This window comes from Curtobacterium sp. YR515 (assembly GCF_900113095.1).
Taxonomy (GTDB): Bacteria; Actinomycetota; Actinomycetes; order Actinomycetales; family Microbacteriaceae; genus Curtobacterium.
This window is the reverse complement of record NZ_FOOD01000001.1, coordinates 763,223-788,036: the sequence shown is the minus strand read 5'-3', so window position 1 is coordinate 788,036 and position 24,814 is coordinate 763,223. Positions and strand designations below refer to the sequence as shown.

29 protein-coding genes are annotated in these 24,814 nt (G+C 72.3%); 16 read left to right on the top strand and 13 right to left on the bottom strand.

Annotated elements, in window-relative coordinates:
* Positions 1–8: 8 nt before the first annotated feature.
* The 3 genes from BM028_RS18425 (at position 9) to BM028_RS03735 (ending at position 2,256) form a co-directional block, all read left to right on the top strand.
* Positions 9–179: a hypothetical protein gene (locus tag BM028_RS18425; protein ID WP_156794772.1), complete on the top strand. Its 171-nt coding sequence runs from the start codon at positions 9–11 to the stop codon at positions 177–179.
* A 218-nt stretch (positions 180–397) separates the two neighbouring features.
* The gene (locus BM028_RS03740) at positions 398–1,696 is read left to right on the top strand and encodes an adenylosuccinate synthase (RefSeq protein ID WP_070417034.1); all 1,299 of its coding nucleotides are present in this window, start codon (positions 398–400) and stop codon (positions 1,694–1,696) included.
* 2 nt (positions 1,697–1,698) lie between these two features.
* Positions 1,699–2,256 (top strand): arsenate reductase/protein-tyrosine-phosphatase family protein, encoded by a 558-nt coding sequence (locus BM028_RS03735; protein WP_071303476.1) that lies wholly within the window; start codon positions 1,699–1,701, stop codon positions 2,254–2,256.
* A gap of 42 nt (positions 2,257–2,298) precedes the next feature.
* Here the strand turns inward: BM028_RS03735 and BM028_RS03730 are convergent, their stop codons facing one another.
* A complete protein-coding gene (locus tag BM028_RS03730) occupies positions 2,299–3,546 on the bottom strand; it encodes an MFS transporter (RefSeq protein WP_092384977.1) in 1,248 nt (415 codons plus the stop codon).
* 54 nt (positions 3,547–3,600) lie between these two features.
* Here BM028_RS03730 and BM028_RS03725 point away from each other — a divergent pair, with 54 nt between their 5' ends.
* From BM028_RS03725 to BM028_RS03710, 4 genes are all read left to right on the top strand, one after another.
* Entirely contained in the window at positions 3,601–4,377 is a 777-nt protein-coding gene (locus tag BM028_RS03725; RefSeq protein ID WP_092384604.1) for an AraC family transcriptional regulator, read from the top strand.
* 210 nt (positions 4,378–4,587) lie between these two features.
* The gene (locus BM028_RS03720; RefSeq protein ID WP_070417032.1) at positions 4,588–4,917 is read left to right on the top strand and encodes a hypothetical protein; all 330 of its coding nucleotides are present in this window, start codon (positions 4,588–4,590) and stop codon (positions 4,915–4,917) included.
* A gap of 91 nt (positions 4,918–5,008) precedes the next feature.
* A complete protein-coding gene (locus BM028_RS03715) occupies positions 5,009–5,353 on the top strand; it encodes a hypothetical protein (RefSeq protein ID WP_071294452.1) in 345 nt (114 codons plus the stop codon).
* Positions 5,354–5,464: 111 nt separating this feature from the next.
* Positions 5,465–6,046 (top strand): hypothetical protein, encoded by a 582-nt coding sequence (locus BM028_RS03710; RefSeq protein ID WP_092384602.1) that lies wholly within the window; start codon positions 5,465–5,467, stop codon positions 6,044–6,046.
* Positions 6,047–6,055: 9 nt separating this feature from the next.
* Here the strand turns inward: BM028_RS03710 and BM028_RS03705 are convergent, their stop codons facing one another.
* From BM028_RS03705 to BM028_RS03695, 3 genes are read right to left on the bottom strand one after another with little or no spacing between them, the layout of a single operon-like run.
* Complete coding sequence (locus BM028_RS03705) at positions 6,056–6,796, bottom strand: SOS response-associated peptidase (protein ID WP_092384600.1); 741 nt, start codon at positions 6,794–6,796, stop codon at positions 6,056–6,058.
* Between the two features lie 49 nt (positions 6,797–6,845).
* Positions 6,846–7,568: a hypothetical protein gene (locus BM028_RS03700; protein WP_092384598.1), complete on the bottom strand. Its 723-nt coding sequence runs from the start codon at positions 7,566–7,568 to the stop codon at positions 6,846–6,848.
* Positions 7,561–8,226, bottom strand: coding sequence for a hypothetical protein (locus BM028_RS03695; protein ID WP_092384596.1), 666 nt, complete (start codon positions 8,224–8,226; stop codon positions 7,561–7,563). Before BM028_RS03695 ends, BM028_RS03700 begins: the two co-directional genes overlap by 8 nt.
* Positions 8,227–8,361: 135 nt before the next feature.
* Between BM028_RS03695 and BM028_RS03690 the strand changes: the two genes are divergently transcribed.
* From BM028_RS03690 to BM028_RS03680, 3 genes are read left to right on the top strand one after another with little or no spacing between them, the layout of a single operon-like run.
* Complete coding sequence (locus tag BM028_RS03690; RefSeq protein WP_092384594.1) at positions 8,362–8,787, top strand: organic hydroperoxide resistance protein; 426 nt, start codon at positions 8,362–8,364, stop codon at positions 8,785–8,787.
* 10 nt (positions 8,788–8,797) lie between these two features.
* The gene (locus tag BM028_RS03685; protein WP_071294503.1) at positions 8,798–9,184 is read left to right on the top strand and encodes a YchJ family protein; all 387 of its coding nucleotides are present in this window, start codon (positions 8,798–8,800) and stop codon (positions 9,182–9,184) included.
* Positions 9,185–9,213: 29 nt separating this feature from the next.
* Positions 9,214–10,167 (top strand): SDR family NAD(P)-dependent oxidoreductase, encoded by a 954-nt coding sequence (locus BM028_RS03680; RefSeq protein ID WP_092384592.1) that lies wholly within the window; start codon positions 9,214–9,216, stop codon positions 10,165–10,167.
* 7 nt (positions 10,168–10,174) lie between these two features.
* Here BM028_RS03680 and BM028_RS03675 read toward each other — a convergent pair whose 3' ends face one another.
* The gene (locus tag BM028_RS03675) at positions 10,175–11,038 is read right to left on the bottom strand and encodes a shikimate dehydrogenase family protein (RefSeq protein ID WP_092384590.1); all 864 of its coding nucleotides are present in this window, start codon (positions 11,036–11,038) and stop codon (positions 10,175–10,177) included.
* 59 nt (positions 11,039–11,097) lie between these two features.
* On the opposite strand from BM028_RS03675, the gene BM028_RS03670 reads away from it, so the two are divergent.
* Positions 11,098–12,105, top strand: a complete 1,008-nt coding sequence (locus BM028_RS03670) for an iron-siderophore ABC transporter substrate-binding protein (RefSeq protein ID WP_254789379.1) — start codon at positions 11,098–11,100, stop codon at positions 12,103–12,105.
* Between the two features lie 103 nt (positions 12,106–12,208).
* On the opposite strand, the gene BM028_RS03665 is transcribed toward BM028_RS03670, so the two are convergent.
* A complete protein-coding gene (locus BM028_RS03665) occupies positions 12,209–12,613 on the bottom strand; it encodes a DUF1304 domain-containing protein (protein WP_083295407.1) in 405 nt (134 codons plus the stop codon).
* A gap of 112 nt (positions 12,614–12,725) precedes the next feature.
* Here BM028_RS03665 and BM028_RS03660 point away from each other — a divergent pair, with 112 nt between their 5' ends.
* From BM028_RS03660 to BM028_RS03650, 3 genes are read left to right on the top strand one after another with little or no spacing between them, the layout of a single operon-like run.
* Positions 12,726–13,049, top strand: a complete 324-nt coding sequence (locus BM028_RS03660) for a chorismate mutase (protein WP_070417024.1) — start codon at positions 12,726–12,728, stop codon at positions 13,047–13,049.
* Positions 13,046–14,149, top strand: coding sequence for a lactonase family protein (locus BM028_RS03655; RefSeq protein WP_071294460.1), 1,104 nt, complete (start codon positions 13,046–13,048; stop codon positions 14,147–14,149). The genes BM028_RS03660 and BM028_RS03655 overlap by 4 nt, the downstream gene beginning before the upstream one ends.
* A gap of 10 nt (positions 14,150–14,159) precedes the next feature.
* On the top strand, positions 14,160–14,573 hold the full coding sequence (locus BM028_RS03650; RefSeq protein WP_092384588.1) for a GNAT family N-acetyltransferase: 414 nt from the start codon (positions 14,160–14,162) through the stop codon (positions 14,571–14,573).
* Between the two features lie 16 nt (positions 14,574–14,589).
* Here the strand turns inward: BM028_RS03650 and BM028_RS03645 are convergent, their stop codons facing one another.
* The 4 genes from BM028_RS03645 to purS are packed head-to-tail and all read right to left on the bottom strand — an operon-like array spanning position 14,590 to position 18,932.
* Positions 14,590–15,510: a 2-hydroxyacid dehydrogenase gene (locus BM028_RS03645; RefSeq protein ID WP_071294462.1), complete on the bottom strand. Its 921-nt coding sequence runs from the start codon at positions 15,508–15,510 to the stop codon at positions 14,590–14,592.
* Positions 15,511–15,550: 40 nt separating this feature from the next.
* The gene (gene purL / locus BM028_RS03640; protein ID WP_254789378.1) at positions 15,551–17,932 is read right to left on the bottom strand and encodes a phosphoribosylformylglycinamidine synthase subunit PurL; all 2,382 of its coding nucleotides are present in this window, start codon (positions 17,930–17,932) and stop codon (positions 15,551–15,553) included.
* A gap of 47 nt (positions 17,933–17,979) precedes the next feature.
* Positions 17,980–18,675, bottom strand: a complete 696-nt coding sequence (gene purQ, locus BM028_RS03635) for a phosphoribosylformylglycinamidine synthase subunit PurQ (RefSeq protein ID WP_031263015.1) — start codon at positions 18,673–18,675, stop codon at positions 17,980–17,982.
* 5 nt (positions 18,676–18,680) lie between these two features.
* Positions 18,681–18,932: a phosphoribosylformylglycinamidine synthase subunit PurS gene (purS, locus tag BM028_RS03630; RefSeq protein WP_070417019.1), complete on the bottom strand. Its 252-nt coding sequence runs from the start codon at positions 18,930–18,932 to the stop codon at positions 18,681–18,683.
* A gap of 144 nt (positions 18,933–19,076) precedes the next feature.
* Between purS and BM028_RS03625 the strand changes: the two genes are divergently transcribed.
* Both BM028_RS03625 and BM028_RS03620 read left to right on the top strand, forming a co-directional pair.
* Entirely contained in the window at positions 19,077–19,691 is a 615-nt protein-coding gene (locus BM028_RS03625) for a PadR family transcriptional regulator (protein ID WP_071303488.1), read from the top strand.
* Positions 19,688–21,328 carry a DHA2 family efflux MFS transporter permease subunit gene (locus BM028_RS03620; protein WP_254789377.1) on the top strand — a complete coding sequence of 547 codons (1,641 nt, stop codon included), beginning with the start codon at positions 19,688–19,690 and terminating at the stop codon, positions 21,326–21,328. The genes BM028_RS03625 and BM028_RS03620 overlap by 4 nt, the downstream gene beginning before the upstream one ends.
* A gap of 217 nt (positions 21,329–21,545) precedes the next feature.
* Here BM028_RS03620 and BM028_RS03615 read toward each other — a convergent pair whose 3' ends face one another.
* The 3 genes from BM028_RS03615 to BM028_RS03605 all read right to left on the bottom strand — a co-directional run bounded on the left by BM028_RS03615 (position 21,546) and on the right by BM028_RS03605 (position 24,805).
* Positions 21,546–22,472 (bottom strand): cytochrome c oxidase assembly protein, encoded by a 927-nt coding sequence (locus BM028_RS03615; protein ID WP_254789376.1) that lies wholly within the window; start codon positions 22,470–22,472, stop codon positions 21,546–21,548.
* A 35-nt stretch (positions 22,473–22,507) separates the two neighbouring features.
* The gene (locus BM028_RS03610; RefSeq protein ID WP_254789375.1) at positions 22,508–23,815 is read right to left on the bottom strand and encodes an acyltransferase family protein; all 1,308 of its coding nucleotides are present in this window, start codon (positions 23,813–23,815) and stop codon (positions 22,508–22,510) included.
* 198 nt (positions 23,816–24,013) lie between these two features.
* On the bottom strand, positions 24,014–24,805 hold the full coding sequence (locus BM028_RS03605) for an aquaporin (RefSeq protein WP_092384969.1): 792 nt from the start codon (positions 24,803–24,805) through the stop codon (positions 24,014–24,016).
* Between the last annotated feature and the right edge of the window lie 9 nt (positions 24,806–24,814).

Here is a 24,814-nt window from a genome sequence, read left to right as displayed (position 1 = left end):
GTTGCAGCATGCAGACGCAGACCACCCTGAAGCAGCTCCGGGCCAACCCGATGGAGTGGCGTCGCCGTGGGCTCACCCCGCCGGACGTCATCCAGTCGATGATCGAGGAACGCCTCGCCGAGCCGGGCCACTCGGCCCCGGTGGGCGACCCGTCGTACCAGGACTTCTTCCGCAGCTGAGCGCGCGAGCGCGACCCGCTCGGGGACTGGAGGCGCGGTGCCGGCTGGCACCGCGCCTCCAGTCCGTCTCCGGTACCGTCCGTCGGTCCGACGGCGGGCGCCGCGTCGGCCGCGCCAGGCGACCGGCAGGTAGCGTGCCGGTGGCCGTCCGATAGACTCGGGTGGACCACCGGCCCGACTGGTCGTGTGAGGTCCTCCGCCAACGTGAGGAGAACCAGATGCCCGCTGCAGTGATCATCGGAGCCCAGTGGGGCGACGAGGGCAAGGGGAAGGCCACCGACCTCCTCGGGTCCCGCATCGACTACGTCGTGAAGTTCAACGGCGGCAACAACGCCGGGCACACGGTCGTCGTCGGCGGCGAGAAGTACGCCCTGCACCTGCTGCCCTCCGGCATCCTCACACCGGGCGTCACGCCCGTCATCGGCAACGGCGTGGTCGTCGACCTCGAGGTCCTCTTCCAAGAGCTCGACGCGCTGAAGGCCCGCGGCGTCGACACCTCGAAGCTGCTCGTGTCGGCGAACGCCCACGTCATCACGCACTACCACCGCACGATCGACAAGGTGACCGAGCGGTTCCTCGGCAAGCGCCAGATCGGCACCACCGGTCGCGGCATCGGCCCGACCTACGCCGACAAGATCAACCGCGTCGGCATCCGCATCCAGGACATCTTCGACGAGAACATCCTGCGCCAGAAGGTCGAAGCGGCCCTCGACCAGAAGAACCACCTGCTGGTGAAGGTCTTCAACCGTCGCGCGATCGACGCCGACGAGGTCGTCGAGTCGCTGCTGTCCTTCGCGGACCGCCTGCGTCCGATGGTCGCCGACACCGGGCTCGAGATCCACCGTGCGCTCGAGCGCGGGGAGACCGTCCTGTTCGAGGCCGGCCAGGCCACCATGCTCGACGTCGACCACGGCACCTACCCGTTCGTGACCTCCTCGTCGGCGACGGCGGGTGGCGCGGCGACCGGTTCGGGCATCGGCCCGGGCAAGCTCGAGCGCATCATCGGCATCGTCAAGGCGTACACGACCCGCGTCGGCGCCGGTCCGTTCCCGACCGAGCTGTTCGACGAGTCGGGGGAGTTCCTCCGGGCGAACGGCTTCGAGTTCGGCACCACCACGGGTCGCCCGCGCCGCTGCGGCTGGTACGACGCCCCGATCGCCCGCTACACGGCGCGCGTCAACGGCGTGACGGACTTCGTGCTCACGAAGCTCGACGTCCTCACCGGGCTGTCGACGATCCCCGTCTGCGTGGCGTACGAGGTCGACGGCGTCCGCGTGGACGAGGTCCCGGTCAACCAGTCGGACTTCCACCACGCCAAGCCCGTCTACGAGGAGTTCCCCGGCTGGACCGAGGACATCACGGGTGCCCGCTCGTTCGAGGACCTGCCGAAGAACGCGCAGGACTACGTGCTCGCGGTCGAGGCGATGTCCGGGGCGCGGATCTCCGCGATCGGTGTCGGCCCCGGTCGTGACGCCATCGTCGTGCGGCACGACCTGCTCGGCGACACCGCAGCCTGACGATGCGCGTCCTGTTCGTCTGCAGCGGCAACATCTGTCGTTCGCCGCTCGGCGCACAGGTCCTCACGGCGCGACTCGGCCCGGACGCACCCGCGTTCGTGGTCGAGTCCGCCGGCACCATCGCGCAGGACGGCGCTCCGATGGACGATGCCGCCGCGGCGCAGTCCGTGCGGCTCGGCGGGTCGCCCGACGGGCACCGTGCGCGGTACCTCACCGCGGCGATCGCGGGGTCGGCGGACCTCGTGCTCACCGCCGAGCGCTCGCACCGTGCGGCCGTGGTCTCGCTCGCGCCCCGGACGGCGAAGCGCGCGTTCACGGTCAAGCAGTTCGCCCGGGTGCTCGACGGGCTCGAGCCGGCCGAGCTCGCCGGCGTGTCCACGCCCGAGGAGCTCGTCGCACTCGTGGCCCGACTGCGGGGGACCGTGCCGCCGCTCGCGGACCCGGCGGACGACGACGTCGACGACCCGTACCGCCGGTCGATGGCGACGCACGAGCGGGTGGCAGACGAGATCGCCGCGGCGCTCGTGGTGGTCGCGGACGCGCTGCGCGCCGTGCGCTGACCCGCGGGCGCCCTGCGCCCCGGCGCGCCGGCCGCCCGCCGCTCAGCGCCGCGCCAGCACCTGCCGCTCGCGACTCGCGGCGACGCCCGCCACGAGCTGCACCCCCAGCAGCGCCAGCAGCACCACGACCGGCACCGTCCAGCCCCCGGTCGCCGTGTGCAGCAACCCGATCCCGAGCGGTCCGAGCCCCGCGAGCAGGTACCCCGTCCCCTGCGCCATCGTCGACACGTGTGCGGTGTGCCGGGCATCGGGCGACCGCCACACGATGTAGCTCAACGAGAGGCTGATCGCCCCACCCTGCCCGAGCCCGAGCAGCGTCATCCACACCCACGCCCCGGCGGCCGGAGCCACGAGCAGCCCGACGAACCCCACCGCGCAGAGCACCACGACGACGACGACCGGCACCCACGTCGGTCGCAGTCGCCGCGCGATCGCGGGTCCGGTCACCCCGGTGACGATCCCGGGCAGGCTCGAGTACGCGAGCATCAAACCGGCCTCGTGCGCGGTCACCCCGGCGTCCTGCAGCACCGTCGGCACCCAGGTGAGGAACGCGTAGTACGACAGGCTCTGCAACCCCATGAACCCGGTCACCGCGATCGCCACGGGGTCGCGGAACAGGCGGGCGAACGTCGGCTCGTCGGCCGCCTCGACCGGAGCGTCGTCCACCGTCCGCGAGCGCCCGGTGTGCCCCGGGTTCCGCAGCGCCCGCGGCAACCAGACGAGGAACGCGACGACCGCCGGCACCGCCCAGAACGCCAGCGCCGGTCGCCACGACCCGAACGCGGCCGCGAGCGGGACGACGGCCGCCGAGGCGATCGCGGCACTGAGGAACAGCGCCGTCGAGTACAGCCCCATCATCAGCCCGACCCGGTGCGCGAAGTCGCTCTTGATCGCCGCGGGCATGAGGACGTTCGCCACCGCGATCGCGGCGCCGGCCAGCACGGTGCCGCCGTAGAGCGCCCAGCCGTGGGGCTCGATCCGCAGGGCGATGCCGACCGCGAGCACGGCCATGGTCAGGCCGAGCAGCCGGTGCAGCCCGATCCGGCGGGTCAGCAGCGGCGTCAGGAACGCGAACGCCCCGAACGCGAACACCGGGACGGTGGTGAGCAGGCTCGCCGCCGACGGCCCGAGGTGCAGGGAGCGCTCGACGGCACCGAGGACCGGACCCACCGACGCCACGCCCATCCGCAGGTTCAGCGCGACGAGCAGGAGTCCGGCGCCGACGTACCAGGCGGCCAGGAGTCGCCGGCGGGGTCTCGTGTCGGGCACGGTGGCGGAAGCGGTGGTCATGCTCCGATCCCACCACCCGGCGGGACCGGCCCGGAACACGTATGCTGCCGCTCGATGTCGGTTTCCAGCCACGCCCACGAGCGGATCGTCGACGACCGCACCGAGGCGGCGTACCGCTTCGAGCACGCAGAGACGGTCCCGCCCCACGCGCACCCGCTCGGTCACCTCGTGCACGCAGCGTCGGGCGTGCTGTCGCTCATCACCGCCGACGGTGCGTGGATCGCGCCGTCGAACCGGGTCGCGTGGGTGCCGGCCGGTGCCGAGCACCGGCACCGGGCCCACGGGGTGACCGACATGCGGATCGTGTACCTGTCCGCGCAGGCCGCCGCGCGCCTCCCGTCCGGCCCTGCGGTCCTGTCCGTCTCACCGCTCGCACGGGAGGCGCTGCTCGCCCTCACGACACCGGCGCCGCGCTCCGAGACGGCCAGGTCCCACCTCCGTGCGGTCGTCGTCGACGAGGTCGCGTCCGCGCCGGAGCAGCCGCTGCACCTGCCGGAGCCGCGCGACCCCCGGCTGCGCCGGGTGGTGCGACGGGTCGAGCGCGACCTGTCGACCCCGCTGTCGCTCGCCGAGCTCGCGGCCTGGGCGGGGCTCGGGGAACGGACGCTGACCCGGCTGTTCCGGCAGGAGACGGGCACGGGGTACCGGCAGTGGCGCCTGCAGCTCCGGGTGCACCGTGCGCTCGTGCTGCTCGCGGGAGGACACAGCGTCACCGACGTCGCGGCGGCCTGCGGCTGGGCGACGACGAGCCAGTTCATCGAGCAGTTCACGCCGCTGGCCGGGATGACACCGGGGACGTACCGCCGGGCTGCTGGCCGAACGAGCGCCTGACGGTCCTCCATCGGATTGGCCGGAGAACGAGTACCCCGATCTGTCCCCTGTACCCCGGAAGTGCGACGCCCGACCCCGGAAACCCGGGCTTCGCCGATGGGGCGCATTGACGGATCCCGTGAATCGGCGGGCGTCGCTGGCGGGTGGAGGGGTCGGTCTCGTAGCGTTCTCATGTCAGCCGATGTACCCCGGATCGCGAAGGAGAGCGACATGAGCACCACCGTCAGCACCGACACCCGAGCCGAGGTCACGCTCGACACCGAGACCGTCGACACGATCGCCATCCTCGAAGCCCAGGCTGAACCGCACGCCCGCCCGGCCCGCGCCAAGCTCACCTGGACGCAGGAGGACGACGGCGAGTGGGTCGCCAACTACGGCGGGTACTTCGGCGGATCGGTGGACAAGCGCGACGACCGCTACGTCGCCTCGGACACGTTCGGCCTCGTCGTCGGCGACTTCGCGTCGCTCGAGCAGGCACAGGCGAAGCTCGCGGACCAGCTGCACGTGATGCTGCCGTCCGTGATCCGCCCGGTCGACTAGCACGTCGCTCCCCGGAGCACCGCACCACCCTGCACCACCCTGCACCACGGAACGCCGCACCACAGCAGCACGCACCAAGAGGAGCACGACCATGAGCACGCCCGTCGACCACCACCAGCACACCGAGGTGACCGTCGACACCGCCACCATGGTCGCGATCACCGGCATGGACGCCCACGTCGACCTCGTCGTCGACACCGACGTCGACGAGCCGGTCCACCCGCGCATCCTCTGGTCGCGGCCCGACACGGGGCTCTGGGCGGCGAACTACGGCGGCTACTACGGCGGGACCGTCGACCGCCAGGGTGCGCACTACTTCGTGTCCGACACCTTCGGGCAGTACGTCGGCGACTTCCGGTCGCTCGAGGAAGCCCAGCTGCGGCTCGCCGAGCGGCTCCACGTGCTCTTGCCGGACGTGCGTCGCGACGGCGCCTGACGCTCTGGACTGCGGGCCCGGACCACGTCAGCCGATCGGCTGACGTGATCCGGGCCTCCTGTCTGTCATGCTCTCGACGTGGGCCGACGCTCGGCCCGGACCGGGGGGACCATGACGTCGGACGAGCACGCGACCATCCCGCACCGAGCGGGCCCGTCTGCACGCGCGGTGCTGGCGACGTGCGTCGTCGCGGCACTCGTCCTGCTCGCCGGGCTCGTGGTCGTCACCTCGTCGCCCGCGCCGCTGCGCGCGCTGGGCGCGAGCGGCGTCTGCGGCGGGTGGTCGGACGACGAGGCCGGACGCGACGAGACCCGGATGTCCGCCGGGTTCGTCCTGCGGAACCCGTCCGACCGGCCCGTCACGCTCCGGGGCGTCCGTGCGACGTGGGACTCCGGGCTCCGCTCGGTGCGCGTCGTCCTCGCGGAGAAGGTCCGGGGATCCGGCACGGGCGCACTGATGGGCGACACCGCGAGCGTCGTCGACGGCGCGCAGGTCCTCGACGCCGACGGCACGGTGATCGCGCCGCACCACGACGTCCGGGTCGTCGCCGAGATGCGCTCGAGGAGCCTGGCGCACGGCGGACACCTGACCGGGCTCCGGGTGACGACGACCGGGCCGCTGAGGACCGTGCGGACCCAGGAAGTGTCGGACGTGACCGTGGGGATGACCACGCCGGGGTCCGACGTCTGCTGAGCGGCGTGGCTAGGCGACCCGCTCGATGAGCTGCGGCCCGTCGTTCCTGACGCTGTTCACCGCACGCGAGACCTCGTACTGCTCGAGGCCCGCCGCGACCGTCAGCGACTCGTGGTCGAGCAGGGCGAGCAGGTCGTCCTGTCCGAGGCCGCCCTGATCGGTGTCCAACCAGGCGTCGTAGCCGTCCGGGGTGAGGAACGCCGGCATGCGGTCGTGCACCTCGCCCGGGGCCACGTGGGCGTCCCGCGTGATGATCGCCAGGGACAGCCGCCACTTGTCCGGGTCGCCGTCGGGCTTCGTGGGGTCGGGCCACGCGCTCACGACGCCGGCCATCGCGAGGGCACCGCCGGGTTCGTGGACGAAGTGCGGTTCCTTGCCGTCCTCGCGCACGACCCACTCGTAGTAGCCCTGGGCGGGGACGATGCAGCGGTTCGTCGCGAACGCCCGCTTGAACATGCCGCTCGTCGCGACGGTCTCGATGCGGGCGTTGATCGGCTTCGGGCGCTGCTTCTGGAAGTCCTTCGCCCAGCTCGGTACGAACCCCCAGCTGATCTGCGGGAGTTCGCGCTGCCCGTGCCGCTGCCGGACCGCGAAGACCGGGTCGGTCGGTGCGACGTTCCAGCTCGGGACCAGGCCGGTGCCGACCACGCCGGTGTCCTCGTCGACGTGCTCGGTCCGGTCGGCGAGCTCACCGATCAGTTCCGGCAGCAGATCGGCCGTGGTGTCGGAGACGACGAACCTTCCACACATGCGCCCAGTGTGCTCGGTGCCACCGACACGCGCTCAGGCGCTCACGCGCTCACTCGCCCGGGAGGGCCAGCTTGCTGCCGCTCGGGCTGTCGGGGCGGCCTCGGCGCGGCGCGGGCGGCACGGGCGGCAACGCCTCGGCCTCGACGCGGAGTTGCTCCTGGCGCCCGAGCGTCCGGATGCCGATGACCCCCGTGCCGCTCGTGACCACGATGGAGAACAGCCAGACGCCCGGGAACAGGATCACGGTGTCGCTGCCCACCGACGAGGCCACGTCGAACACCAGGGTGCCGAGGACGATGCCGATCCACCCGCCCGTGAGGAACAGCGAGCGGTAGGCCGCGCGGACGAGCAGGTCGCGGGTCGCCGGCATGCCCTGCAGCACGGCGTCGCGGTGCTCCGGCGCGACCGGCGGCGGGTTGCGCCGGGAGTACCGGGCGATCGCCTCCTGTGTACGCCACCCGATGCCGGGCACGGGCGGGAGGGCCCATCCCCGGGGGCCGATCGGCGTGAGGGCGGCACCGACGCACCCGATGCCCGCGGCGACCAGGAGCGCCACGACGACCCCGGCTGCGACCGGGACGGCTCCGTCGAGGCGCTCGACGAACGCCCCCAGGAGCAGCAGCCCGGCGAACGCGACGACCGCGACGACGATCCCGACGCGGACGGCACGGCGGTGGTGGCGCCGGTCGACGAGCTCGGGGAGCCGCTCGCGGTACACCTGCCACCCGGTGCGGAAGACGGTCCGGGGTTCCTGCTCGCGGGCCTCAGTCACCGGGCAGCCGCACCTTCGAACCGTCGACCCCGTGCTTCCCCGTATCGACGCCTCCGGCCGGCGGATCGACCGCGAGGGCTGCGAGCCGCGCGCGCTCCGAGCGGCCGAGCCGCACCACGAGGTCGGGCAGCGTGCAGACGTACACCGCTGCCCACAGCAGCGCGATCGGCCGCACGTCGCTGCGCGCGAAGGCCGCGATCCCGAGCAGTGCGACCCCGCCGAGGAGCGGGGCGAGCCGCGTCAGCCGCCGGACCAGCCCGCGCTGCAGGAGTCCGACGTCGGTCAGCACCGCCGCACGGTCCTCGGGGGTCACCGGGAGCTGCCGTCTCGCCAGGTAGGGCTGCACCGACCACCGCACGCTCATCTGCCAGTCCGGCCGGACCTGTCGCCCGTTGATGGTCGCTGCCGGGTCGAGCGGACGGTCGGTCCGGAAGCCGGAGAACACGATCGATCCGAGGCCGAGGGACACGAGCGCGATGACCACGACCGGTCGGACGGCCCCCGTACCGGCCCAGCCGAACGCGAGCTGCAGCACGACGGCGCCGACCAGCACGACCACGGAGCACGCGGCGGCGATCCACGCGGCACGACGGGTGCGTGCGGGATCGACCACCGTGGGGATCCGCTCCCGCAGCACCTGCCACCCGAGTCTGAACACGAGGTTCCGTCTACTCCGTGAAGCTGACAGCGGTGGGGCCGGACACGCCCGACGCGTCCTCGTCGACCGACCGCCGCCGCCCGCCGTTGCGCCCCGCTCCAGCGGTCGTCCAGGAACGCACGATGCGCTCGTGCCATGAGTCTCGACATCGTCTACACCGCCGCCGCCCACGCCACCGGAGGCGGCCGCGACGGACACGTGCGCAGCGAGGACGACCGCCTCGACCTCGACACCCGTCCGCCGAAGGAGATGGGCGGCAGCGGCGAGGGCACGAACCCCGAGCAGCTCTTCGCCGCCGGGTACGCCGCGTGCTTCCTCGGGGCGCTCCACGCCGCGGGCCGGGAGCTCGACGTCGACACGACCGGCGCCGAGGTCTCGGCCGAGGTCGGCATCGGCGGCACCGGCAACGGGGGCTTCGGCCTCGCGGTCGAGCTCGACGTCTACGCGCCGGTCGCCCGACCCGAGCAGCGCCAGCGTCTCGCCGAGCGCGCGCACGAGATCTGCCCCTACTCGAACGCCACCCGCGGCAACATCACCGTCGCGCTGTCGATCGTGGACTAGCGTTCCGCCCGTGGTCACCGACGAGTCGCGCTGCCCCTGCCTGAGCGGCAACCCCTACGGCGAGTGCTGCGGCCCGCTGCACGCGGGCGCCGCGGCCCCGACCGCCGAGCGGCTCATGCGGTCGCGGTTCAGCGCGTTCGCCCTCGGCCTGCCCGAGTACCTGCTGCAGACGTGGCACCCGCGCACCCGCCCGGCGAGCCTCGAGCTCGACCCGGCCCAGCGCTGGACGCGGCTGGACGTCCTGTCGACGGAGTCCGGCGGCCCGTTCGACTCCCGCGGCACCGTCGCCTTCCGCGCGTGGTGGCGCACCGACGACGAGCGGGGCACACTCGAGGAGACGAGCGACTTCGTGCGCGAGCACGGCCGGTGGTCCTACGTGGACGGCACGGTGTCCTGAGCGCCTCCGTCCCCAGACAGGAGCACACCGTGCCGGACCGTGACCTCGCCGCCTTCGGCGCCCACACCACCGCCGCCGAGGTCGTGGCGGGGCTCGACCTCCGGGGACGGACCGCCGTCGTGACCGGTGCCGCCTCGGGCATCGGCGTCGAGACGGCCCGAGCGCTCGCCGGGGCCGGCGCGACCGTGACCCTGGCGGTCCGCGACGTCGAGGCCGGACAGCGGGTCGCGGCGGACATCGCCCGCACCACCGGGCGCACGGCACCCGACGTCGCCGAGCTCCACCTCGACCGCCCTGCCTCCGTGGAAGCGTTCGCGGCGTCGTGGTCCGGGCCCCTCGACGTCCTGGTCGCCAACGCCGGGGTGATGGACAGCCCGGAGTCGTACACCTCGGCCGGGTGGGAGACGCAGTTCGCCACGAACCACCTCGGGCACTTCGCGCTGGCCCTCGGGCTGCACGAGGCGCTCGCCGCGGCGTCCGGTGCGCGGATCGTCTCGTTGTCGTCGAGCGGGCACGGCAGCTCGCCGGTCGTGTTCGAGGACCTGTTCTTCCGGCGTCGCCCGTACGAGCCCGGACTCGCCTACGCCCAGTCCAAGACCGCCAACGTCCTCTTCGCCGTCGAGGTCGGACGACGATGGGCCGCCGACGGGATCACGGCGAACGCGTGCATGCCCGGAGGGATCTGGACGGGGCTGCAGAAGCACTGGGACCCGGAGGTGCTCGCGGCGACGAAGGTCTCCGCGGCGGACGTCGTCAAGTCCCCGGAGCAGGGCGCGGCGACGTCGGTGCTCCTCGCCACCGCTCCGGAGCTCGACGGCGTGAGCGGCCGGTACTTCGAGGACTGCCACGAGGCCGCCGTCGTCGACCGCATCACCGACGGACTGCACGGCGTGCTCCCGTGGGCGCTCGACCCGGCCGCCGCCGAGCGGCTCTGGGACGTCTCGGTCGCGTTGCTCGACGCCGAGGCACGAGCTCGACGCTGACCGAGGCTCAGGCCCCGATGGTCTCCGGCAGGCCCACGGAGGCGCGCATCGCCCTCCGCACGTCGGCCTCGGCCGGCAGGAGCTCGTCCTGGTCACCGCTCAGGAAGAACCGGATCTGCCCGAGGGCCTGCTCGGCGAGCATGTCGAGCCCGTTCAGCACGCGCCCGCCGGCGTCCGCCCACCGCGTGGCGACGGCGGTCGGCCAGGGCTCGTAGGCCACGTCGAAGAGCACCGCGTCCGGCCCCGACGGCACGAGGTCGAGCATGTCCGCCGCACCCCCGGGCAGCGTCGAGACGACGAACCCGTGGCGGGTCCCCGGCAGCTCGGTCAGCGGGAGCACCTCGAGCGAGACCCCGAGCCGCACGGCCAGGTCGACGAGGTGTCCGGCCTTGGCGGTGTCGCGGAGGAACACCCGCACGAGCGACGCCCCGAGCCGCACGGCCGCGGTGAGGGCGCTCGCCGCGGTCGCACCGCCGCCGAGGACGGTCGCCTCGCCGGGGAGGTGTCCGAGCGCCTCGACCGGGCGCACGATCCCCTCGACGTCGGTGTTCGCGCCGGACCGCAGGACGGTGTCGCCGACCGTGCGGAACGCGATGGTGTTCGCGACGCCGAGCTCGTCGACGAGCGGGGTCGTCCGGTCGAGCATCGGCAGGACCTCGCGCTTGAGCGGCATGGTCAGGCTCAGGCCGCGCCAATCGGGACCCAGCCCCGCGACGAACGCGTCCAGTCCGCCGGACGCGACCTCGTGCCTCCCGTACGTGAACGGCACCCCGAGCACGTCGTAGGCCGCTGCGTGCAGCGTGGGGGAGAGGGAGTGGGCGATGGGGGAGCCGAGCACCGCGAGGCGGGTCCGGGAGGGGTCGGAGTACATGTCCCCGTCAGCCTATCCAGGCGTGTTCCGCGCCGAGCGCTTAGGTTAGGCTTACCTTCGTGATCCGAACTCCCTCCCGCTTCCGCCGAGCGCTCGCCGCTGCCGGCGCCGTCGTCGCAGCGTCCCTCGTCCTCGCCGGGTGCGCCTCCGGCTCCGGTTCGTCGTCCGACGACGCCGCGACCACGTCCGCCGACGGCCAGTTCCCGGTGTCCATCACCACCGCCCTCGGCACCACGAAGATCGACTCGCAGCCGAAGCGCGTCGTCGCCCTCGGCTGGGGCGACGCCGAGACCGCGCTCGAACTCGGCGTGCAGCCCGTCGGCGCGAGCGACTGGCTCGCGTTCGGTGGCGACGGCGTCGGGCCGTGGCTCAAGGGCGCGTACACGAAGTCGCCGAAGATCATCCAGACGCTCGAGCCGAGCTACGAGGACATCCTCAAGCTCAAGCCCGACGTGATCCTCGACGTGAAGTCGTCGGGTGACGAGGACCGCTACGCGAAGCTCTCCGCGATCGCACCGACCGTGGCGATCCCGAAGGGCGGCGAGAACTACCTCGCCTCGACCGAGCAGCAGACCACGATGATCGCGAAGGCGCTCGGCAAGGAGGCCGCGGGCAAGAAGCTCCTCGCCGGCCTCGACGACGCCTACGCCGCCGCCCGCAAGGCGCACCCGGACTTCGAGGGCAAGTCGGCGGTCGTCGGCGCCTACACATCCGAGGGCTTCGGGGCCTACGCCTCGACGGACAGCCGCTCGACGTTCATGCGGAACCTCGGCTTCACGATCCCGAAGGCGATCGACGAGCAGGCCGGCAAGGCGTTCTCGGTGCACCTGTCGGACGAGAACCTCGACCTGCTGGACGCCGACCTCACGCTGATCCTGCCGATCTACGTCGAGGCGTCCAAGGCCGAGTCCGACCCGCTCTTCCAGAAGGTGCCGTCGGTCGAGGCCGGGCACGCCATCGTGTTCGACGACCCGGACGTGTCGTCGGCGTTCTCGATGGGGACCACCGCCGCGATCGAGTGGGCGCTCGAGAAGCTGCCGGACGAGTTCCAGGCGAAGCTCGGCTGACGCCGACGCTGCAGACGGGAGGCGCGGTGCCAGCTGGCACCGCGCCTCCCGTCGTCCTGTGATCGCGTCGCGAGCCGGCGACCGGCCCGTCGGGACGCTGCGGTCAGGCGCCGAACGTCGAACCGAGGAACGCGAAGAGCAGGGCGATCAGCGGGAACGACCCCTGCACGAACGCGGAGTTGAGGTACCGGCGACCCGTGCCGAGCAGGACCACGGCGGCACCGAGCATCGACGCCGTCGAGAACACCACGAGCGTCCACCCGGTGGCCCCGTTGCCCGTGACGGCGAGCACCACACCGAGGATCGCGCCGATCGCGAGGAACAGGTTGTAGAAGCCCTGGTTGAACGCCATCGAGCGGGTGGCCTGGACCTCGGTCTCGGACGACAGGCCGAAGATCTTCCGCACACGGGGACTCGTCCACGCGACGGACTCGAGGAAGAAGATGTACACGTGCACGAGGCCCGCGAGGACCGCGAACACGCACGAGATCACGAGCAGGACCGACATGGTCCCCATTCTCGCAGTTCCGAAGCCGTGCTCAGTTCCCGCTCAGGTTCCGGCCGCGGGCCGCCGACGTAACCGACACCTGCCGAGCGGTCGCGGCCGTTAGGCTCGGGGCATGAGCGACGACGACACCACGCCCCAGTACGACCCGGCGGCCGTCGCCGAACTGGCCAGCATCCGCCAGAGCATCGACAACATCGACGCCGCGGTCATCCACATGCTCGCCGAGCGCTTCAAGTACACCCAGCGGGTCGGTTACCTCAAGGCAGCCGCGGGGATGCCGGCGGCCGACCCGGGGCGCGAGCAGATCCAGGTCGCACGACTCCGCTCCCTCGCCGCCGAGTCGCACCTCGACCCCGCCTTCGCGGAGAAGTTCCTGAACTTCATCGTCGCCGAGGTCATCCACCACCACGAGCAGATCGCCGGCGGCGACGAGTGAGCGACGCGCTCCCGACGCTGCTCGTCGGCTCGTACACGGCCACCGGCGGCGGGAACGCGACGGGCATCTCGATCGTGCCCGGCGGACCGGTCGGGGGTGCGGACGGCGGCGCGCCGACGGCTCGCACGGTCGCGGTCATCGACGACCCGTCGTTCCTGGCCGTCTCCGGTGACCGGGTCTACGCCGTGTCCGAGACGGCCGACGGCGGTGTCTCGGCCTTCCGACTGGGCGGCTCGTCGCTCGAGCACCTCTGGGACGCTCCGGCCGGCGGCGACGCCCCGTGCCACGTGCGCGTCGACCCGTCCGGTGCGCTCGTCGTCACCAACTACGTCTCCGGTACCGTCACGGCGGTCTCGCTCGCCGCAGCGGAGTCGCACGCTGCGTCGGTGCTCGGCAGCGACGGGCTGATCGGCGCGCACGGCAGCGACGACCAGGTGACGGTGCCCGCGTCGGCGCTCGTCACCGAGGTCCTCCCCGACGCCACCGGCCCCGTCGAGGACCGGCAAGAAGGCCCGCACGCCCACCAGTCGACCGCGACGCCGGACGGCACCGTGCTCGTGGCGGACCTCGGCGGCGACGCCCTGCACGAGTTCCGGATCACGGATGCCCCGAGCATCGAGCAGGTCCGCGTCCACCACGTCACCCCGGGTGTCGGACCGCGGCACCTCGCCTGGTACGAGGGCGACCTCATCGTGGCCGGTGAGCTCGACGGCCGGGTCCACCGCCTCCGCCGCGACGGCTCGGGGTCGTTCGTGTCGGTGGCCTCCGCGGCGACCTTCACCGGCGAGGTCGGCGAGTCGCTCCTCAGCCACATCGAGGTCGACGACGCCGGGCGCGTGTACGTCGCGGTGCGCGGGCGCGACCTCGTGGTGGTGCTCGACGCATCCGACGGCGGGCTGTCGCTCGTGGGCTCGGCGTCCTCCGGTGGGGTGTGGCCCCGGCACTTCGCCCGGGTGCCCGGCTTCCTCCTCGTGGCGAACCAGATGTCCGACGCGATCGCGGTCCTGCCCCTCGGCGAGGACGGTGTCCCGGGCGAGGCCGTCGCGCAGATCGCGGTCGGCACGCCGGCGTGCGTCGTCCCGGTCGTCGTGCCGGTCTGAGACTGACCCCATGGACGCGTCCTACACCCTCGTCCCCGGCCCGCCTCCTCTCGACGACTACCTCCGGCTGCGCCGTGACTCCGGCCTGACGCCGAAGGACGCCGACCAGGGCGCCGGGGCGATCGCCGGCAGCTGGTCCGCCTGCCACGTCCTCGATCCCGACGGGCGGCCCGTCGCGATGGGCCGGACGATCGGCGACGGCGGCTGGTACTTCCACATCGCCGACATCGCGACCGACCCGGCGCACCAACGCCGGGGGATCGGTCGTGCGGTGGTCGCCTGGCTCGTCGCGGACATCCGCTCCCGGGCACCCCGTGGCGCGTACGTCACCCTCGTCGGCGACCCGCCCGGGCAGCGGCTCTACCGATCGCTCGGCTTCGACGACGTGGCACCGAGCCTCGGGATGGCGCTGCTGACCGACTGACCGGCCGGCCGGGTGGTCAGGACTCGATGACGTTCTCGAACGGTCGGCCCTCGGCCAACGCGGCCACCTGACGGCGCATCAGCTCGATCGACCGCGGCACGCTGAGGTCCGTGTTGCCGCCGACGTGCGGCGTCAGGACCGTGTTCGGCGTCGTCCAGAGCGGGTGCCCGTCGGGCAGCGGTTCGGGATCGGTGACGTCGAGCGCTGCCGAGAGCCGTCCGGACCGCAGCTCGGCGACGAGGGCATCGGTGTCGACGACCTTGCCGCGGGCGACGTTCACCACGAGGGCGCCGTCGGGCAGCGCGGCGAGCAGATCGGCGTCCACCAGCCGTTCGGTCTCGTCCGTCAGCGGGGCGATGAGCACCAGGACGTCGGTGGTCGCGGCGAGCTCCGGGAGCTCGCCGAACGCGTGGACCTGCCGGCCGTCCTGCTCACGCGCGGTCCGCGCCACCACGGTGACCTCGGTGCGGAACGCCTCGAAGCGGGTCGCGATGGCGGACCCGATCGCGCCGTAGCCGACCACGGTCACGCGACGGTCGGCGAGGGACCGGGTGGTCCGGGCGTCCCAGACGCCGTTCGCACGGTCGGCCTGGAACGCCCCGAGCTCGCGCAGTGACGTCAGCGCGAGCCCCACCGCGAGTTCGGCGGTCTCGTCGTCGTGGATGCCGCGGCCGTTCGCGAGCTGCGCGTGGCCGGGGACGTGCGGGACCGCGTGCTCGTACCCGGCGCTCGGCAGCTGCAGGAGCCGCAGGTTCGGCAGGTCGTGCACGTACTGCCACCGGTGCCGCCCACCGAAGTAGAACGGCAGGAACGCGATGGCCACGTCGTCGGGGCGTCCGTACGGTGCCTCGACGTCCCACACGTCGAGCTCGATGCCCTCCGGCACGGGGCCGAAGCGATCGACGAGTCCACGGAACGGCAGGGTGACGACGGGCATCAGTCGGTGCCCGTCGTCGTGGCGCTCCGGTCCGACCCGTTCAGGAGTCGGTCCGCGGCGAGAACGAGCCGTGGTCGTCGAGCGGACCCCGACCGACGTAGCCCTCGGTCACGTCCTCGACGATGACGTCCCCGAACCGGCTCGGGAGCGTGGCGCCGTGGGTGCCGCGCAGCTCGTCGATCGTCGCCTCGAACGCACCCTGGACCTCGAGCGACCCGCTCGTGGCGTCCGTGACACCGATGCGGAGCACCGGGAAGCCGCGGCCGTCGCAGAGGCCCTGGAAGCGGACGTCGTCCTCGCGCCGGACGGTCACGATGACGCGGCCGGTCGACTCGGAGAACAGCGCGGTGGCGGTGTCGACGCCGTCGCGGGCCTCGAGCTCGTCGAGCACGACGCGGGCGCCGAGCCCGAACCGGAGCACCGACTCGGCGAGTGTCTGGCCGAGGCCGCCGTCCGCCAGGTCGTGGGCGCTCGTGAGCAGCTGCTCGTTCGCCGCGGCGTGCAGGAGGTCCGCGAGGGCCTTCTCACGCTCGAGGTCGACCGCCGGCGGACGGCCACCGAGGTGGCCGTGCACGGTGCCGGCCCAGGACGACCCGTCGAGCTCGAGCGACGTGGTGCCGAGCAGGTAGATGTTGTGGCCGTCGTCCTGCCAGCCGGAGGGCACGCGCAGCGCGACGTCCTCGATCACGCCGAGGACACCGACGACCGGGGTCGGGTGGATCGGGGTGGTGCCGGTCTGGTTGTAGAACGACACGTTGCCGCCCGTGACCGGGATCCCGAGCTCCATGCAGCCGTCGGCGAGGCCCTCGACCGCTTCGGAGAACTGCCACATGACCTCGGGGTTCTCGGGGGAGCCGAAGTTCAGGCAGTCGGTCACGGCGGCCGGGACGGCACCGGTGACGGCGACGTTCCGGTAGGCCTCGGCGAGGGCCAGCCGGGCGCCCTGCTTCGGGTCGAGCTGGCAGTAGCGGCCGTTCGCGTCGGTGGCGATCGTGACGCCGAGCCCGGTCTCCTCGTCGACGCGGATCATGCCGCCGTCGTCGGGGAAGGAGAGCGCCGTGTTGCCGAGCACGTAGGTGTCGTACTGGTTCGTCACCCAGTTCTTCGACGCCAGGTTCGGGGAGCCGAGCAGCTGCAGGAACTGCGCCTTGAGGGCGGGGCCGTCGGCCGGGCGGTCGAGCGATGCAGCCGAGTCGGCCTGCAGCGCGTCGATCCAGGTCGGGTAGGCCACGGGGCGGTCGTAGACCGGGCCGTCGACGGCCACCGTGCGCGGGTCGACGTTCACGATCTCCTGGCCCTGCCAGTCGATGACGAGCCGGCCGGTGCCGGTGACCTCGCCGAGGACGCTGGTCTCGACCTCCCACTTGCCGACGACGCTGAGGAACTCGTCGAGCTTCTCGGGGCGGACGACCGCCATCATGCGCTCCTGGCTCTCCGACATGAGGATCTCCTCGGCGGTGAGCGTGGGGTCGCGCAGCAGGACGTCGTCGAGCGAGATGTGCATGCCGCCGTCGCCGTTCGAGGCGAGCTCGCTCGTGGCGCACGAGATGCCGGCGGCACCGAGGTCCTGGATGCCCTCGACGAGTTCCTTCTGGAACAGCTCGAGGCAGCACTCGATGAGGACCTTCTCGGCGAAGGGGTCGCCGACCTGGACGGCGGGACGCTTGGTCGGGCCGCCCTCGGTGAAGGTGTCGGAGGCCAGGATCGACGCGCCGCCGATGCCGTCGCCACCGGTGCGGGCACCGAAGAGCACGACCTTGTTGCCGGCACCCGAGGCGTTCGCGAGGTGCAGGTCCTCGTGGCGGAGGACCCCGACCGCGAGGGCGTTCACCAGCGGGTTGCCCTGGTACACCGGGTCGAAGTAGGTCTCGCCGCCGATGTTCGGCAGGCCGAGGCAGTTGCCGTAGAACGAGATGCCGCCGACCACACCGTGGACGACGCGCTGCGTGTCCTCGTGGTCGATCGCGCCGAAGCGGAGCTGGTCCATCACGGCGACCGGGCGGGCACCCATCGAGATGATGTCGCGGACGATGCCGCCGACACCGGTCGCGGCGCCCTGGTACGGCTCGACGTAGGACGGGTGGTTGTGCGACTCGACCTTGAAGGTCACCGCCCAGCCGTTGCCGACGTCGATGACACCGGCGTTCTCGCCCATGCCCACCATGAGGTTCTTCGTCATCTCCGGCGTGACCTTCTTGCCGAACTGCCGGAGGTAGTTCTTCGAGGACTTGTACGAGCAGTGCTCGGACCACATCACGGAGTACATCGCCAGCTCGCCCGAGGTGGGGCGGCGGCCGAGGATCTCGCGGATCTTCGCGTACTCGTCGGCCTTCAACCCGAGCGCCTCGTACGGCTGCTCCTTGTCGGGTGTGGCTGCGGCGTCCTGGACGGTGTCGGGCTTCGGGCGGACGTGTGTCGTCACGGTGGTGTCGTTCCCTGTCACTGGAGTCGTGTTCGTCGGCGTGGTCGTCACTTGACGAGCGTCGACTCGATCACGGAGGTGAAGAAGGTGAGGCCGTCCGTGCCGGAGGCCATCGCCGCGGGGGTGTCCGGGCCGAACCCGGGCTCCGTCGCGTGCTCGGGGTGCGGCATCAGGCCGACGACGTTGCCGCGCTCGTTGGAGACGCCCGCGATGTCGTCGATCGACCCGTTCGGGTTCACGCCGACGTAGCGGAACACGACCTGGCCGTTGTCCTCGATGCGCTTGATCTCGTCGGCGTCCGCGACGAAGCGGCCGTCGGCGTTCTTCAGCGGGATGGTGATCTCCTGCTGGGCCGTGAAGCCGCTCGTCCACGCCGTGGCGGTGGTCTCGACGCGGAGCTTCTGGTCGCGCCGGATGAACTGCTGGTGCGCGTTGCGGGTGTGCGCGCCCGGGACGAGTCGCGCTTCGGCGAGCATCTGGAAGCCGTTGCAGATGCCGAGCACGGGCATCCCCTTGCCGGCGGCGTCGATGACCTCGGCCATGATCGGGGCCTTCGCCGCGATCGCACCGGCACGCAGGTAGTCGCCGTAGGAGAACCCGCCGGGGAGGACGATCGCGTCGACGCCCTGCAGGTCGTGGTCGCCGTGCCAGAGCGCGACGGGGTCGGCGCCGGCGAGACGGACCGCGCGCTGGGCGTCGCGGTCGTCGAGCGAGCCCGGGAACGTGATGACGCCGATGCGCACCGGTGTCACTCGCCTTCGACCGTCACGGACACGACGTCCTCGATGACGGCGTTGGAGAAGACGTCGGCGGCGATCTCGCGGACCTCGGCCAGCTTCTGGTCGTCGACCGGGCCGTCGACGGCCACCTCGAAGCGCTTGCCGATGCGGACGTTGGTCAGGTCTGCCTTGCCGAGACGGGCGAGGGCGTTGCCCACCGCCTTGCCCTGGGGGTCGAGGATCTCGGCCTTCGGCATGACCTCGACGACGATCGTTGGCACGTGTTCACTCCAGCACTTCGGGGATGGGTGGGACGCGAACAGTCTACGGGGCGCGCGCGGCGCGTCGGACGCGCTTGCGCTCGGTTGTTCGAAGGCGTACATTCCACTTGGAATAATCGGTACGGACCAGTCCAGGAGGCACGGATGGCGTCGCTCACGCCCCTCGCGTTCGCCGCGCTCGGGCTCCTCGCGGAGTCACCCATGCACCCCTACGAGATGTTCCAGACGATGCTGCAGCGTCGCGAGGACCAGAACGTCAAGGTCCGACCGGGCACGCTCTACCACCAGATCGGTCGCCTGGTGGACCTCGGCTACGCCGAGGCGCTCGGGACCGCGCGCGAAGGCAACCGACCGGAACGCACCACCTACGCGATCACCGACCACGGGCGCACCGCGCTCGAGGACGGCCTCCGCCGGATGATCGCCGAGCCCGCCGACGAGTACCCGGAGTTCCAACTCGCGGTCTCGCACGTCGACAACCTGAGCGCCGAGGACGCGGCGACCGCCCTGCGCGCCCGCGCCCGCGCACTCCGGACGGAACGCGAGCAGTACGACGAAGCCGCCACGGGCCTCCAGGCCAAGCGTCTCGCGGACCGCTTCTGGCTGGACGTGTCGTACGTCCGTGCCATGCTCACCGCGCAGATCGAGTGGCTCGACGCCGCGGCCGACCGGATCGCGAGCGGCGACATCCCCTGGGACGGCCCGGCCGTCCCCACCGACACAGGCACCACCACGAACAGCAAGGAACCCACTCGATGACCTCCGTCTCGACCACCACCGAGAAGAAGCCGTGGCCGGCCCTCTGGGCCCTCGTCGTCGGCTTCTTCATGATCCTCGTCGACTCGACGATCGTGTCCGTCGCGACGCCGACCATCGCCGCGAAGCTCGACGCCAGCATCAACTCCGTCATCTGGGTGACGAGCGCCTACCTGCTCGCCTACGCCGTGCCGCTCCTCATCACCGGCCGGCTCGGTGACCGCTTCGGCCCGAAGGTCATGTACCAGATCGGGCTCGTGGTGTTCACGCTCTCGAGCCTCTGGTGCGGGCTCGCCGGCTCGATCGAGGTGCTCATCGTGGCCCGCGTGGTCCAGGGGCTCGGTGCGGCGATGATGACGCCGCAGACGATGGCCGTGATCACGCGCATCTTCCCGCCGCAGAACCGCGGCGCGGCGATGGGCCTCTGGGGTGCCGTCGCCGGTGTCGCCTCGCTCGTCGGCCCGATCGTGGGCGGCCTGCTCGTCGACGGCTTCGGCTGGGAGTGGATCTTCTTCGTCAACGTCCCGGTCGGTGTGGTCGCGTTCGTGCTCGCGCAGCGCTTCGTCCCGTCGTTCGACCGGCACGGGCACCGCTTCGACACCCTCGGCATCGTCCTGAGCGCCGTCGGCATGTTCCTGCTCGTCTTCGGCATCCAGGAAGGCGAGACCTACGACTGGGGGACCATCACCGGCCCGATCTCGGTCTGGTCGCTCATCATCGCCGGCATCGTCGTGCTCATCGCCTTCGTGGTGTGGCAGGGCGTGCAGAAGGGTGAGCCGCTCCTGCCGCTCGGCCTCTTCAAGGACCGGAACTTCACGCTCGCGAACATCGCCATCACCGCGGTCGGCGTCGCCATCTCGTCGTTCGCCCTGCCGATCATGCTCTGGGCGCAGGACGTGCTGACGTTCAGCCCGACCCAGGCGGCGCTGCTCCTCGTCCCGCAGGCCGTGCTCTCGGCCGGCCTCGCCCCGCTCGTCGGCAAGAACCTCAACCGGTGGAGCCTCCGCTGGGTCGCGGCGTTCGGACTCGCCTGCTTCTCCGGCGCGCTGTTCTGGTTCGGGTCGCTCCTGGCATCGGGTGCCGACTGGGGCTGGGTGCTCCTGCCGTCGACGCTCCTCGGCCTCGCGAACGCCTGCATGTGGGGGCCGCTCTCGGTCTCCGCGACGCGCAACCTGCCGCCGAAGCTCGCCGGCGCCGGCTCGGGCGTCTACAACACCACGCGGCAGATCGGTGCCGTCCTCGGCTCGGCCGGCATCGCGGCGCTGATCGAGGCGCGGATCACGGCCAACTTCCCGGCGTCCACCGGCGGCACGAGCGCCGGCGGTGCGGAGCAGCAGGTCGGGGCGCTCCCGGCCTTCCTGCAGCAGCCGTTCGCCACCGCCATGGGGCAGTCGCTCGTGCTGCCGGCCGTGGTGCTCGGCATCGGGATCGTCGCCGCGCTGTTCCTGGCGAAGCCGAAGCAGACCGTGGCGTGGCAGCAGACCGGCGGCACGTCCGACGGGTCGCCCGCGTCTGCGTCCGACGGCAGCGTGCTGGGGTCCGAGCAGCGGCACGGCGTCCACGCCGCGGCACCCGCGCCGGAGACCGCCGAGGCCGAGCTCGCCGCGACCGACCACCACGGGCGGCACGCCGACGCCTAGTCCGAGCCAGCCCGGAGCCCCGTGTCGCACTCGTGCGGCGCGGGGCTCCGTCGCGTGCGGGGCGTCTTCGCGACAAGACACGTCGTGATCGACTCGTGGAATGTCGTTCTCTGCGCGTGCATCCACTGCGTGTGCATCGGTCGACAAGACACCCGTCGATCGACCGGCACGATGTCGATGTCGCGGCGTCACGACCGACACCGACACCGACACCGCGTCACCCGCGGCGCTGCAGGTGCGCCCGGGTGAGCTCCGCCATCTCCTCGTCGGTGAGGGCGTCGACGGTGCGGGCCTCGCGGCGATCGGACCGCTGCCACCGGACGAACAGCGAGATGAGCACCGGCACGTCCGCGACCTCGGCGATGAACCACAGCAGGTCTCCGGCGAGGTGCTGGTCGCGCAGGGGCGACGGGAACCACGGCTGCCCGACCGCCGCCGTGACCGACCCGTCGAGCACGTGGTTCGTGATCCGGAGCACGATGCCCGGGATCGCGTCCGCCATGAGCTCGACGAACGCGAGCAGGAACTCCATCGTGACGAACGTCGACGAGCGGAGGATCCCCGGCTCGGACAGCGGGGTCAGCAGGGCGAACCCGAGCATCGGCACGAACACCGTGATCGCCGTCGCCCAGACCGGGGACTCGCGGATCGTCGCCGAGAACGGAGTGAGCAGCACGCAGAACAGCGCGAGGGCGATCAGCGGCGACACGACCGCGTTGCCGAGGACCCGTGCCGGACGCGATGCGAGCGCTGCGGAGGCTGCCTGCGCGAGGCGAGCCGGGCCTCCCGAGCGGAGCAACGAGACGGGCGCGGCGAACGCGGCGAAGGTGGGGACCGCGAAGAAGAGCAGGGCCAACCGCAGCACGAACGCCCACCGGAGGTCCTGGTCGTGGATGCCGACGATCCCGAACTGCAGGATGCCGAACAGGACGAGCGCCCCGACGAAGGCGAGCGTCCGCCACCACGGCCACCGGGTGCCCCGCCTGGCGGCACCGACGACCCACCAGCCGTAGGTGACCGCGGCCACGGCGATGAGGACGGCCGCGAGCGGGTCGAGGTGCCACGTGCTCCAGAACTCGGGTGTCGACGGCGTGGGGTGCCTCCTCGAGGATCGTGCGGCCGACGACAATCCTCCGCCCGGCACGCGCCCCGGAGCAGCCCCTGCCGGTGAGAACCGGTTCAGATCCGGGCGGCGCTCCGGGTCGGCACGGTCCTCGTCAGGAGCCGGACCCCCACCGGCACGGCCAGTGCACCGAGCAGGGCGACCCCGAACGACAGGTGCAGCTGCATCACCGCGAAGGCCGGCCCGATCGTGCAGAGCGCCGCGACGGCGAGCACGGGCCAGGCCGGGCGATCGGTGCCGGGGACCAGCCGGGGGAGCGGCCGGTCGAACCGGCGCAGCGCCCGGGCGGTGCCGAGGGCGACCGCGAGGAGGACGACGAGGGCCACCCCACGGGTCGCCCACCACGTCGGCGACCCCGGCGCCGGGAACGGAACGCCGACGAGCAGGGCGACCCCGTTCAGCGCGATGAAGAGCGGCAGGTGCCAGAGGTAGATCGTCATCCCGTCCCGGCCGAGCAGGAACACGGCGCCCTGGGCCGCGCGGGTGCGCATCAGCCGGGTGAGCGGGGCGTGCACGACCTGCACGAGGCAGGCCTGGGCGATCGCCAGCACGGCGAGCGGGAGCATCGGCGGGTTGAGGTCCTGCAGCATGTCCGGAGCCCAGAGCCCGTTCGACGTCAGGGGCACGAGCACGCCGTACCCGGCCGCGGCGACGGCGACGAGCAGCACGCGCGATCGTCGGGCGAACCAGCCGTCGGCCCAGAGGAAGCCGAGCTGCTGCGCGAAGAGCCACACCGGGCCGAGGTTGAGGAGACCGACCTCTGCCGTCCCGGTGGCGAACCGCACGCCGTCGACGGCCGCGGCGAGCACGAGCAGTGCGCCGAGCGTGCGCCACGGAGCGCGTTCGTGGAGTCGCATCATGACCGGCACGCAGCACTGGGTGATCCCGTACGCGGCGAGGAACCAGAGCGGGGAGCCGATGCCGAACGCGACCTCGGCGAGGAGCCCCGGCGGCGTGCCGAGCAGCGTGGCGACGCCCAGGCCGATCGCGAGCACCGCGAAGAGCGGGATCGCCGGCCGGAAGAGTCGCACGAGCCGCGTCGCCACGAAGTCCCGCGCGCCGCCGCCCCGCGCGACCGTGGAACGCCACCCCACGGCGCTGGCGAAGCCGCCGACCACGAAGAAGAGCGGCATCACCTGGCCGATCCAGGTCGCGGCGACGTACCAGGGGAGTTCCTGGAGCGGACTCGTCACCGTGATGCCGTCCGCCCCCGCGGCGACACCGACCATCGTGACGTGCACGAAGACGACGAGGACGACGCAGGCCGTCCGGATGAGGTCGACGACCAGGTCCCGCTGCGCGATGATCCCCCGGACGTCCTGAGCGCTGTGCGCCTGCTGCGGCAGGCCCTGCTGCATGGACATGTCGGGACGGTAGCGCGGGTTCCCGCCCTCCCAGCGTCGTTCCAGCCGATCGCGACCGGATCGTGACACATCGTATTCCGGCAGGGGCATGCGACTGGCATGCGTCCGGCATGCGTCCGGCACGTCGCGCCGGTGCGGACGTGCTCCGGGAGGCGCGGGTCGAGCCGGTCGCCCGGCCCGCCCGCGTCCCGGGTCGGCTCAGGCCCGCGGTGCGTCGAGCTCCACCGTCGCGTCGTCCGCGCGTGACGTCCGACCGATCCGACCGATCGCTCCCGCGACGACGGCGCCGAGCACGGGGAAGACCAGGAACACCCACCACTGCGCGAGCCAGTCCGGCCCGGCGAACACCGCGGTGGCGAACGACCGCGCCGGGTTCAGCGACGCGTTCGAGATCGGGATGAGCGTCAGCAGCAGGACCGTGAGGGTCGCGCCGATGACCACAGGCGCCGGGACCGCGCTCCCGCGGGCTCCGGTCACGCGGAGGATCACCGTCACGAAGACGGCCGTCGCGATCGTCTCGGCGAGGGCGACGCCGAGCAGGGTGGAACCGCCGGGACTCTGCGCGTCGAAGCCGTTCGAGGCGAAGCCGCCGTCGAGCGTGCTCTGCAGGGCGGTGGCCGGTCCGAGTCCGGCGAACAGGACGAGGACGGCTGCCCCGGCCGTGCCGCCCACGAACTGGGCGACGAGGTACGGGACGACGTCCGCCCACCGGTGCCGGCCGGCGACCGCGAGGCCGATCGTCACCGCGGGGTTGAAGTGGCCGCCACTGACGGGACCGAACGCACTCGCGCCGATCATCACCACGAGGCCGAGGGTGAGCGCGACACCGAGCAGCCCGATCCCGAGCGTGTTGTGCTCGTCGGGGAACACGGCGGTGGAGGTCGCGGCGCCGACGAGGGCGAACACGAGCAGGAAGGTCCCCGCGGCCTCGGCGACGAGGCGGGCGGGGAGCGCGGCGGGGACGGGAGTGACTGGTGGTGCATCTGTCATGACCCACCG

Excerpts from the sequence above, each read along its gene's own strand:
- BM028_RS03645 (WP_071294462.1), bottom strand. The coding sequence starts at position 15,510 with ATGCCCGTCGTCACCCTGCCGTTCCGTGGACTCGTCGATCGCTTCGGC.
- BM028_RS03660 (WP_070417024.1), top strand. The coding sequence starts at position 12,726 with ATGAGCGACGACGACACCACGCCCCAGTACGACCCGGCGGCCGTCGCC.
- BM028_RS03610 (WP_254789375.1), bottom strand. The coding sequence starts at position 23,815 with ATGTCCATGCAGCAGGGCCTGCCGCAGCAGGCGCACAGCGCTCAGGAC.
- BM028_RS03675 (WP_092384590.1), bottom strand. The coding sequence starts at position 11,038 with ATGTACTCCGACCCCTCCCGGACCCGCCTCGCGGTGCTCGGCTCCCCC.
- BM028_RS03730 (WP_092384977.1), bottom strand. The coding sequence starts at position 3,546 with ATGACCACCGCTTCCGCCACCGTGCCCGACACGAGACCCCGCCGGCGA.
- BM028_RS03620 (WP_254789377.1), top strand. The coding sequence starts at position 19,688 with ATGACCTCCGTCTCGACCACCACCGAGAAGAAGCCGTGGCCGGCCCTC.
- BM028_RS03690 (WP_092384594.1), top strand. The coding sequence starts at position 8,362 with ATGAGTCTCGACATCGTCTACACCGCCGCCGCCCACGCCACCGGAGGC.
- BM028_RS03605 (WP_092384969.1), bottom strand. The coding sequence starts at position 24,805 with ATGACAGATGCACCACCAGTCACTCCCGTCCCCGCCGCGCTCCCCGCC.
- BM028_RS03720 (WP_070417032.1), top strand. The coding sequence starts at position 4,588 with ATGAGCACCACCGTCAGCACCGACACCCGAGCCGAGGTCACGCTCGAC.
- BM028_RS03715 (WP_071294452.1), top strand. The coding sequence starts at position 5,009 with ATGAGCACGCCCGTCGACCACCACCAGCACACCGAGGTGACCGTCGAC.
- BM028_RS03710 (WP_092384602.1), top strand. The coding sequence starts at position 5,465 with ATGACGTCGGACGAGCACGCGACCATCCCGCACCGAGCGGGCCCGTCT.
- BM028_RS18425 (WP_156794772.1), top strand. The coding sequence starts at position 9 with ATGCAGACGCAGACCACCCTGAAGCAGCTCCGGGCCAACCCGATGGAG.
- BM028_RS03740 (WP_070417034.1), top strand. The coding sequence starts at position 398 with ATGCCCGCTGCAGTGATCATCGGAGCCCAGTGGGGCGACGAGGGCAAG.
- BM028_RS03705 (WP_092384600.1), bottom strand. The coding sequence starts at position 6,796 with ATGTGTGGAAGGTTCGTCGTCTCCGACACCACGGCCGATCTGCTGCCG.
- BM028_RS03735 (WP_071303476.1), top strand. The coding sequence starts at position 1,699 with ATGCGCGTCCTGTTCGTCTGCAGCGGCAACATCTGTCGTTCGCCGCTC.
- BM028_RS03625 (WP_071303488.1), top strand. The coding sequence starts at position 19,077 with ATGGCGTCGCTCACGCCCCTCGCGTTCGCCGCGCTCGGGCTCCTCGCG.
- BM028_RS03650 (WP_092384588.1), top strand. The coding sequence starts at position 14,160 with ATGGACGCGTCCTACACCCTCGTCCCCGGCCCGCCTCCTCTCGACGAC.
- BM028_RS03725 (WP_092384604.1), top strand. The coding sequence starts at position 3,601 with ATGTCGGTTTCCAGCCACGCCCACGAGCGGATCGTCGACGACCGCACC.
- BM028_RS03665 (WP_083295407.1), bottom strand. The coding sequence starts at position 12,613 with ATGTCGGTCCTGCTCGTGATCTCGTGCGTGTTCGCGGTCCTCGCGGGC.